Source organism: Archangium sp. (genome assembly GCF_036389735.1).
Taxonomy (GTDB): Bacteria; Myxococcota; Myxococcia; order Myxococcales; family Myxococcaceae; genus Archangium.
Map to the genome: position 1 here is coordinate 1 of NZ_DASVWK010000438.1, position 9,018 is coordinate 9,018.

Annotated in this window: 10 protein-coding genes; 6 read left to right on the forward strand and 4 right to left on the reverse strand. The window is 65.6% G+C overall.

Annotated elements, in window-relative coordinates; genetic code table 11:
* Positions 1 to 306, forward strand: a 306-nt coding sequence (locus VF794_RS15700; protein WP_331111199.1) for a hypothetical protein, incomplete at its 5' end; no start/stop codon positions are given.
* Between the two features lie 108 nt (positions 307 to 414).
* Here VF794_RS15700 and VF794_RS15705 read toward each other — a convergent pair.
* From VF794_RS15705 to VF794_RS15715, 3 genes are all read right to left on the reverse strand, one after another.
* On the reverse strand, positions 415 to 1,197 hold the full coding sequence (locus VF794_RS15705) for a hypothetical protein (protein ID WP_331111201.1): 783 nt from the start codon (positions 1,195 to 1,197) through the stop codon (positions 415 to 417).
* A 434-nt stretch (positions 1,198 to 1,631) separates the two neighbouring features.
* On the reverse strand, positions 1,632 to 2,546 hold the full coding sequence (locus VF794_RS15710; protein WP_331111202.1) for a hypothetical protein: 915 nt from the start codon (positions 2,544 to 2,546) through the stop codon (positions 1,632 to 1,634).
* 155 nt (positions 2,547 to 2,701) lie between these two features.
* Positions 2,702 to 2,986 carry a hypothetical protein gene (locus VF794_RS15715; protein WP_331111203.1) on the reverse strand — a complete coding sequence of 95 codons (285 nt, stop codon included), beginning with the start codon at positions 2,984 to 2,986 and terminating at the stop codon, positions 2,702 to 2,704.
* A 288-nt stretch (positions 2,987 to 3,274) separates the two neighbouring features.
* On the opposite strand from VF794_RS15715, the gene VF794_RS15720 reads away from it, so the two are divergent.
* On the forward strand, positions 3,275 to 3,772 hold the full coding sequence (locus VF794_RS15720; RefSeq protein WP_331111205.1) for a hypothetical protein: 498 nt from the start codon (positions 3,275 to 3,277) through the stop codon (positions 3,770 to 3,772).
* Between the two features lie 29 nt (positions 3,773 to 3,801).
* Here the strand turns inward: VF794_RS15720 and VF794_RS15725 are convergent, their stop codons facing one another.
* A complete protein-coding gene (locus VF794_RS15725; RefSeq protein WP_331111207.1) occupies positions 3,802 to 4,356 on the reverse strand; it encodes a hypothetical protein in 555 nt (184 codons plus the stop codon).
* Between the two features lie 260 nt (positions 4,357 to 4,616).
* Between VF794_RS15725 and VF794_RS15730 the strand changes: the two genes are divergently transcribed.
* The 4 genes from VF794_RS15730 to VF794_RS15745 all read left to right on the forward strand — a co-directional run.
* Positions 4,617 to 5,048 carry a hypothetical protein gene (locus VF794_RS15730; protein WP_331111209.1) on the forward strand — a complete coding sequence of 144 codons (432 nt, stop codon included), beginning with the start codon at positions 4,617 to 4,619 and terminating at the stop codon, positions 5,046 to 5,048.
* A 111-nt stretch (positions 5,049 to 5,159) separates the two neighbouring features.
* Entirely contained in the window at positions 5,160 to 5,711 is a 552-nt protein-coding gene (locus VF794_RS15735) for a DUF2062 domain-containing protein (RefSeq protein ID WP_331111211.1), read from the forward strand.
* Positions 5,712 to 5,890: 179 nt separating this feature from the next.
* Positions 5,891 to 7,348: a hypothetical protein gene (locus VF794_RS15740; RefSeq protein WP_331111213.1), complete on the forward strand. Its 1,458-nt coding sequence runs from the start codon at positions 5,891 to 5,893 to the stop codon at positions 7,346 to 7,348.
* On the forward strand, positions 7,345 to 9,018 hold a 1,674-nt coding region (locus VF794_RS15745), incomplete at its 3' end, for a CHAT domain-containing protein (RefSeq protein ID WP_331111214.1). The genes VF794_RS15740 and VF794_RS15745, both read left to right, overlap by 4 nt.

Consider the following 9,018-nt stretch of genomic DNA (forward strand, 5'->3'; position numbering starts at 1 on the left):
CAGGTACCGGAGTTCCGACACAAGCGGGGAGCATCAGAGCGTCACGTCGAAGACGAAGAGAATATGGAACTCGATGCTGCTGCGCACTATCAATATATTGTCGAGCGGCACACGAGGCTGTTGGTGGCTCCGTCTCCTAAGGCGCCTAAAATAGTGGACCTCTATCGAAATCAATCCGTTGTGCTGCTTCAACGGAAGCATAAATGGATACTGGTTCGCTATTACGACTATCTATCGGGAAAACTCGTAGAGGGATGGGTGATGAAGAAGCATCTGCGCCGGTTGCCAGTGCAGAATAAAGATTAACGGAGCAGAATGTGTTGAGTACACATTCCGCTCCCAGGTATTCTTGAAGTGAGCCATGCGGGAGTTACGAGGGCTCGCTTCGTAGGCGGGCCCGTAAGCTTGACTGGTCTACCCGGGAAGCACGCTAGCCAGGGTCGCAGCAGCGTAGAGCCCGTTACTGATAACATAGACACTAAGAGTGGTGCGGATGAGCCAGACCGCTCGAATGCCGTCGTCGACAATGAGGTTGTTGGGTGGGCGCCCACGGCGATGTCTAGCCAACGCCCAATCTGCGAAGAAGTAGAGCACCCACGCCATAACGGCGTTGATACTCATGGCGAGTTGCCAGACAGGAAGCGAGTGTGGCGCGAGTGCCACGTCAAGTAGCGCAGCTGAAGGGAGTTTGGTCCAGAGAGCAGACCAAGACGGGTACAGGACGTCTAGGGCCACCCGGGCAAATAGCAGGAAGAGAACCAATACAGAGTACCCGCGCACCAAACGATGGAAGGCTAGTTCGCGAATATCCCGGAGTCGATCCCAGGGGTTATCCGCAAAGCTTCGGTGGGCAACCCAAACCAGCGGGCTGTAGAGGAGGAAGGTTCCCTTTAGAGACCAGCGGTAGAGCCACGCAGGAAGTACGACGAAGAGCGTGAATAGCGATGCAATCGTCCATCTTAGAAGTTTGATCAACCAGTCTTCAGTTGCTCCGCTTTCTAAAATCAGCTTGAACGCCATGCTTGGATGCAGGAATTTGGCATCTTCGAGTTTGCTGGAATCAAGCAAGCTGGTTGCTGTCTCGATTCCGGGTAGCGGCTCTGGCATGTGTGTAATGTCTATACATGCGATATTGCGCCACCAGTTGCTAGGTATTGCCTTGATGCTCTGGAAGGGGGTCTTGAAAAAGAAAACCAAGGTGGCAATACAACGAGTTCCTAGGGTTAATAGCGTAATGATTGTGAACTGTGTTAGGAAATACGCTGCGCTGGATGATAATTTGACAAGCAGTATGAAAAATAAGGCCCAGAATGAGTCAGGTAGAGGTTTGATGCGTCTATGTGGTTCTCCGAGTTGTCGCCAACTCCACTCGAAAGCCCGCAGGCCCCACCTGAGTCCCAGTTCTTGCGAAGACTGAGTCCGCAGGAGCAGCAGGGGGGCGATGCACGCACTTGCCACAAGGTAGAGCGTGCCGTAGCGAAGCGCAATGTACGCGGCTATTGCGGTTGCGGCCAGCGTCTCTCCCAGAGCAAGGATGCTGATGATTCCCCGCTCCGCAGAGCCTTGTGTTCCCCTCCAGAGCCACTCCAGTCTCCCTTCCGCCGAGGGCTCGCTAGGCGACGGAAGGGCGATCAAGGGTGTGGAGGGGTTCCTTCCCTGCGCTTCGCCAAGCCACTCCGCACCAGCGCGAGCGTGAATGCCGCCGCAGAGTGGCACGCATAAGTCGTCCAGTCCGGATGACGCTTGAAGCCTACAATGTCACTTAGGCCTCGGATAGATAGAAAGGGGGTTTCTCTCCCGCCACTCCGCACGGCTCGGTAGACCCCGGCGGCCTCCATTTCTACCGCGAGCGCGTTTCGAGTCAGGTCGAGGCACTGCTGAAGGGTCTTCGTGTCCTTGATCAGTGCGTCGCTGGAGTTGATGGGCCCTGCACGCACTAGGGGTCCCCGAGATGTCGCCGAGGGGCCGAAGTGGTGCTTCAGGCTGTCGAGCACTCGTTCCTGCCACTTCTCATCGCCATAGAGGGCTTCTGGCTTGCTCCAGTCCACGGGCGGTCGGTTCCTCCCAATCGACTCCCGCGTGTTCCAGCCCTGGATTTTAGACTCCAAAATGGGAAGAGCTGTGACGAGTTTTATGACCTCCTGGCTGCTCGGGCCGCCGGCCATTGCGAATTGAGCAGGAGCGGTCTCGTACACGGCATGAACCGTCAGGTCATTGACCCGCGTCGAGAGCACTACGTCTCCCAACGTGTGCTCAAAGTCCGGAACTCCTCCCGCGATTCCCACAGCCAGAATCCAGTGCGGATCTAGGTCATCGATAATTTGCCTCGCGAGGGCCTGCGCCTCACCCGTTCCCTGCTCGAATGCACGAGCAATCCCCACTAAGGCAGTCGAACCATCACTTACTGGCACCCGGCTGACCCGGTAGAACCGGTTCTGGCTCTCCACGGTCTCACCAGGGAATCGGTCGAGGACGGCTCGAAACTCGTCCTCTCGGATGGTGATAATGGCGAAATCGACCTTCCCCTTCACGTCGTGCAACTCCATCGAATTCTCCACTCCTGGGCGAATCGCAGCGGCGCACTGCTCCTAGGCGATGCCGACGATGCGCATAACCATGCTTTGAGTAGCAGTCCGAGGGAATAGGCGGAAGAGGGCAGTTATCGTGTGACAGCGTGGCTACGGACGGTGCTGGGGCCTCGCTAGGGAACGGCGGGCGCGCGGAAGGCGGTGTAGACCCAGAGGGCGACCGCGAGCGCGGCGATGGCGGTGGAGAGGATGACGGCCCTGCGGGAGCGTCCGGCTTCCTCGGGGAATTTCCGGGCGCGGAGCCAGGTGCCGCCCACGCGGAGGGCGACGAAGAAGGCGAGCAGGAGCACGCCTATCCACTGCCAGCCCGCGGGCCGCGTGAGGGCCACGGCCCAGGCGCCGATGAAGGCGACGTTGCCGAGCAGGAGCATCATCTGGAGGCGGAGGAAGGGGCTCATGGGGGCTTCCGGTAGGGCGAGGAGACCCCGGAGTCCAGCGCATTGTCGCCCGCCGTGCGGAGGGCCATGTCGGGCGAGCGTTGGAAACCCCGCACGGCGCGTCAACCATTCATCGACCCCGATGGAGGAACGCATGGCCCACCCCTTCTCCACCCTGCTCGAGCCCGATGTCGTCGTGTACCCGGACTCCAACAAGGTAGGGGTGATGGCCGGCCGCGCGCACCCTGGAGGCGTGCTTCCCCCTGGCTTCGCAGGTGGGCTACTGGGAGGGCGAGGTAGACTGAGCCCATGGCCCTCCTGGAGTCACTCGAACGCTCGCGCCTCCTCAAGGACCGGGAGGCGGCTCGCGAGGTGGTCAATCCCGCCGAGCCTCCCCACGTCTCCCTGATGCGCCTGTGTGACGCGGGCCTGCTCGAGGGCGGCCTCGCCGTCGCGCTCGGCGTGCGGCCCGATGAGCTCGTCGGGCCCCTCACCCTGGCCATGGGCGGGGCGGCGCGGCGCTTCAAGATGATTGATGTCCGCGAGCGCCCCGTCCTGGAACTCCACATCCTCGCCGGAGAGGTGTCCGAGCGCTGGGAGGTGGAGGACCTCTGGGCGCTCGTGCACAACCTCAATGCGCTCTACCGAGAGGACTCCGACGTGCGTGCCATCGCCGTGCTCGGGGAGTGGAACGACGCGCTCCAGTTGCTGTGCGTCGACAAGCGCGCCCTTCCGAAGTTGCTGCGCGAGCGGTTCTTCGAGCCTCGCAATCGGGATGCACTGGAGGCAGAGGGGGAGCCACGGTGAGAGGCGCGGGCCCACGCCTCGCGGCACGCCTACTCGACGCCCAGGATGAGCGCGAGCGTGGCCAGGGTCATCGCGGGGCCCTGGCGCGCGAGCGCGGGCGGGATGGCGAGGACGACGGGCCGCTCCGGGAGGCCGTCGCAGCTGCGCGAGCCCTGGTAGCCGCCGTCCTCGGTGGCCGTCAGGTCATAGCTGCACGCGCCCACCGTGCCGGTGAACGACTCCTCGCTGATGCTCAGCTCCGAGAGGCGGCCGTAGAACGAGCCCCGCACCTGGGTGACACCGTCCTCGTCCTCGAAGCTCAACCGGGTGAGCTCCCGGCCCACGGTGCCGCCCAGCTCCTGGCCATTGAGACCCAGGAACACCGTCTGACCGAAGGCCCTCCCGCGCAGCGTCTTCCCATCGCGGGAGAGCTGAAGGTCGGGGCCGGAGACGCTGTCGTCGGTGACGCGGGCGGTGATGACGGCCCCCGAGGTGCGCAGAGAGAGGTACTGGTCCTTCCCCCGGGCCCCCGCCGTCCCGAGCGCGACCAGGGTGGTGGCCGTCGCGAGCATCCGGCCGATTCGCCTGCCGTATGAGGAAGTCATGCCAGGAGGATAATGACGGGGAATTCTCGGTGTGCCCGAGCCCGCTTGTCCGCTCGCGGGGCGGACGCTCGCCCGGTTGATGGGCGAGCGCGAGACGTGGCCATTATGCATTTCAGCCAGACCGAGCGGCCGGGGGTTCCGGCCAAGGAGCTGACGCTCGTGAGCGCGTAGCACTCGGGTGTGCGCCCAGGGTTCACTGCCTGTCGGAGTGGCCGCGTGGCGCGTTGCCCCCCGTTCTCCCCCGGCGTTACGCTGCCGTCGTGTCTTCCGAGCCTCCTTCCCGACAGCGCTCCGGAGTCATCCGCGTCCTCTTCGTGGCGGATGACCCCGTGCTGCGCGACGCCGCCTGGCGCGAGCTGTCTCCGGGCTTCGAGCTGCTCCCGGCCAACACCTTCGCCCTGGCCGAGCCCCTGCTGGACCTCACGCCAGCCCCCGCCGCCATCCTCATCGACCTGGGCCTCGGGGACGCGGCGAACGCGGCGGAGTTCCTCGCCAGCCTCGTGGAGCGCGACTACCCAGGCCCCCGCCTCCTCCTATCCGCCCGGTTTCGCCGCCAGGAGGCCGCCACTCTCAGTCAGTCCAGCATCCTCCACTTCGCGCTCACCACCCCGTGGGGCGTGGGCGAGCTGCGCGCCACCGTGGAGGCCGCGCTCGGCTTCCGCCCCTTCCCCAGCGCGGTGCAGACCATCTGACGTGGTGGCAGGCGAGCAGCCGGGCACCGCGCGGACTCCCTGCGCCCGCGTGGGCTTCGCATTATCCTGGCGCCGGTTCCGAAGGAATTCGGCCTGAGAAGAGTGGTGACCGTGTCGTCGTGGTGGCGAGGTGCGAAGAAGAAGCTGAGGCAGGGCCGGGTGCGCCTGCTGCGCAGCCCGGGCGCTCCGGGTGAGGTCGCCGGGGGCATGGCACTCGGGTTGTTCATCGCCGTGCTGCCCATCCTGGGACTACAGCTTCCCCTGGCCCTGGTCGTGGCCGAGGCCCTTCGCCGGCTGACCCGCTTCCGGCTCTCGCGCGTCGCGGCCGCCGTGGGCGTGTGGCTCAACAACCCCGTCACCGTCGCTCCCCTCTACGGCCTGTGCTACGTCATCGGCCGCCCCCTCGCGCGCTTGCTCCTGCCGGCCTCGCACGAGCGCGGTGGCGTCGAGGCCGGGGTGCTGGACTTCAGCGCGCGCTCCTTCACCGGCCCCGGCGCGCTCGAGGTGATTCTGGGTCTCGTCATCGGCGGCGTGCTGCTCGGCGTGCCCATCGCCTGGGTCGGCTACCGCATCACCTACGGCATGGTGACCCGCGACCACACGCGTCGCGAGGAGCGCCGGGCCCGCAGGGTGCACCGCGTGCGGGTGGCCGCCGGGGCGTAGGCGGGCGGGCGGAAGGCTCCAGCATCACCCTCCGTCACATCCAGGAGGGAGCGACTCTCTCGATCGAGACGTCTTCCGCCTCACCTCCCGAGGAGGGGACGTGCGGGCGAGGCCGGTTCTGCGGATGACCGACCTCGTCACAATCCTACCCAGAGGCCTTGGGGTTCGAGAGACGAACGATGAGTCGCGGCCGCTACAAGGAAATCCTCCTCTGCGTGGTCCCCACCTCCCCCGTGGGGGAGGAGTTGGAGCCGGGCGACACCAGCGAATACGACGTGTGTATCTACACGGAGCTGCCCCTCTTCCAGTCCTCCTGGCGGGACGAGCCCCCACCTGGCCAGCCGGAGGAGATCGCCGGTCTGCCATTCGTGCGGAGGGAGTCTCTCTGCGTGAACTGGGAAGGTTACGCGGACGACCTGACGCGTGTGAAACTGCACGACTCCCAGGCTCCCAAGTTCTTGAAGGAGCGTCTGCTCGAGAAGTTCTCCGAGTCACTTCAAGACCTCTTCACCGAGAGGCTGCCCGCCGCCCGGGCGCCGGTGCGGATCTGGTGGTCGAATGAGCAAGCCTCCGAGCTGGAAGACCTGCCCTGGGAGCTGCTCGTCTACACGGGCGAGCACGTCAGCTCCACGCTCTCGTTCGTCCGCGGCACGCCCCCCGACGACCTGCCCCCGCGGGTCCCTCTGCGCGAGGGCCGCCTTCGTCTGGCCTTGATAGGGAACCTGGAAGCGAACCCCGCCCTCTTGCGCACCTTCAAGGAGCTCGAGGAATGGCGGCCGCTCCAGCTGTCCATCCACAGGCTGTCGGCCCCACCCCGACAAGCCCTCGAGCAGGTGGTCAAGGACGGGTACGAGCTGGTCCACTTCGTCGCGGATGGCAGAATCACCCTTGGCCTGGAAGGAATCCTCCGGTTTGGCGACCACGAGCTCTCGCCAGGTGAGCTGTGCGGTTGGCTCACCGGCTCGCGGGTCACGCTGCTGGCCTTGAGCCCCTCCCTCGCGCCCGTGGGAATTCGCGGCGGTTTCGCCCCCGCCCAGCGGGCGACACGGCGCTCGCTCCTCCAGGAATCGCTCGGGAAGCTGCGCGGACACGACCACCGGGTCCAGCCAGAGCCCACCGTTGTGTACCGGGCCTGCACCCACTTCGCCAGCGAGGTGCGCGGCAGGACCACCGTCCTCGCGCCCGTGGGCCCCCTCCCGTCCGAGGCGCCCGAGGAGTTCTGGCGCCAGTTCTATCCCCGACTCGTGCAGGGCCTCAGCATTGAGGAGGCGGTGCTGGACAGCCAACGCCAGAAGGAAGCCCCCCCCATGGCGCTCTTCCTTCACCATCGGCTGGGCCTGGAGTTCACGCGGGCTCCTATCCCCCCAGAGGCCTCACGCATCGAGCCCACGGCCGTACACGCCGAGCTCAAGGCCGCCCGCCAGTTCCTCTCGACGCTCGAGGACATGGACCCCGACCTCCTGGAGGCGCTCTCCCTGCGCTCCGTGCTCCAACAAAAAGGCACACGGATACGGGAGCTGGAGCGCCTTCTGGAGCCCTGGCTCCAGGTGGAGGCGCAGGTCTCCCCAGAGAATGCCCACCCACCGGTTCTGGTGGCGCAAGCGTTGCGGCCCCTCGCATTGGAGGGGGGAGAATGAGGAGCGCGGATCTCATCGTCGACATCCGGCCCGGCAAGCACGACCCGAAGGACCTGGTGCTGGTGGTCGGCGGGAAGGGGATTCCCCTGAGGCTCCGCAGGCGCCGCAAGCTGGCCCGCCAGCTCCATCGCCTGGAACTCAAGGACGCCGACCTCATCAACCTGCGCTCGGGAACGGCACCGGAGGAGGTGTGCGCGCCCATCACGAAGGCAGTGACCGAGTGGCTCCTGTCCTCGGATTTCAGTCCGATCGTGGTGAGCGCGTGCAGGCACCTCCTCCAGAAGAAGCGCCGGCTCCGCATCGTGCTGCGTCCCCACCTGCTGCTCGGCGAGCAGACCACGGAGAGACTCGCGGACATTCCCTTCGAGCTGGTGGAGCTCGCCGAGAGGATCGACTCGCGCCCCCTGGTCCTGCACCCTTCCGTCCAAGGCCTTGTCCATGCCTGTCCCGAGGAGCACCCGTCCGAACGTCCCCTGGGGGTGCGGGACTGGCCCCTGCGCGTGCTCATCGTCCGCTCCAATCCGAAGAACAAGGGCGGCAACGTCCCCGAGGCCCGCGAGCTTCGCGAGCGCGTCGAGGAACTGGCGAAGAGGAGATATGGCGAGGAGTGCATCTCCGTGACGCTCTTCAGCAGCGAGCCCCCAATCGGAAGGCCCGCCCTCTGGGAGGACGTTCAAAAGGACATCAAGAAGCGCTCCGCCTTCGACCAGTTCCATGTCCTCGTCTTCATCGGTCATGGCGACATCAAGCCAGGCCATCCCGCTGCCGGCCGGTTGTGGTTCGAACAGCGGGGCCGTGACGGTCTCGAGGCCAGGAGCGTCGATGCCCTGCAACTGCGGACGCTGCTGGACAGCCACCCGATCCCCGTCGTGCTCCTGGTCGGCTGCTTGACCGGGGCCCCCCAGGAGAAGCCGGCGGACGAGCCGAGAGCGACCCGGATCCTGGCGCGAGCCCTCGTCGACAGCCATGCGGGAGTCCAACTCGCGGTGGGGATGCGCTATCGGTTCAGCGCCCGGGATGTCGCCCCCTTCCTCGAAGGCGTCTTCGATAGCCTGCTGCGCCAAACCCCTGGAAACGTGGAGGCGGCCGTGGGCGCGGGGCGAAGCCTGCTGTACCAGCAGGAGCGCTATCCCCCGAGCTGGTCCGCCCCCGTCATCTTCAGGGCCCTGGGACCCGAGCCCCTGCTGGAGTTCCTGGACGAAGCATCCGACGCCCTCCAGGCGCGGGTGCTCGAGGATGAACGCGTCAAGGGAAGCGAGGCGGTGCGCGCCCGGAGATGGGAGGAGCTGCGCGTGACCCCCGTCTCTAGAGACCCCGTGGGTTCGCGAGATGAGCTCCTCGACCAGCTCGAGGTGGATTTCCTGAAACACCTCCGGAAGCTGGGGTTGGTGGCGCTGATGCCAGGTGTCGCCACCCCTCGTGCTGGTCAGCCCGCACGGGTCCCCATCTGGCTCTCCGAGCCCATCCACGTCAACGCACTGGAGGGAGAGCTCGTGCTCGACGCGGGAGCGGTCGTGAGCCGGTGCCAACCCTCGAGCGCACTGCTGGACGCGGGATTCAAGCTGAAGACCTGGCCCGCCGGTCCAGGGCGGGTCGCCTTCCGCATCGAACGGCCCCTGCTGCGAAAACGGGGGGCGCCCCTGCCTGTCGGTCCGCTCTTCGAGGTCGAG

What these genes read in the sequence shown, in the direction of transcription:
- VF794_RS15710 (WP_331111202.1), bottom strand. Translation starts at nt 2,546, where the DNA reads ATGGAGTTGCACGACGTGAAGGGGAAGGTCGATTTCGCCATTATCACC.
- VF794_RS15715 (WP_331111203.1), bottom strand. Translation starts at nt 2,986, where the DNA reads ATGAGCCCCTTCCTCCGCCTCCAGATGATGCTCCTGCTCGGCAACGTC.
- VF794_RS15720 (WP_331111205.1), top strand. Translation starts at nt 3,275, where the DNA reads ATGGCCCTCCTGGAGTCACTCGAACGCTCGCGCCTCCTCAAGGACCGG.
- VF794_RS15725 (WP_331111207.1), bottom strand. Translation starts at nt 4,356, where the DNA reads ATGACTTCCTCATACGGCAGGCGAATCGGCCGGATGCTCGCGACGGCC.
- VF794_RS15740 (WP_331111213.1), top strand. Translation starts at nt 5,891, where the DNA reads ATGAGTCGCGGCCGCTACAAGGAAATCCTCCTCTGCGTGGTCCCCACC.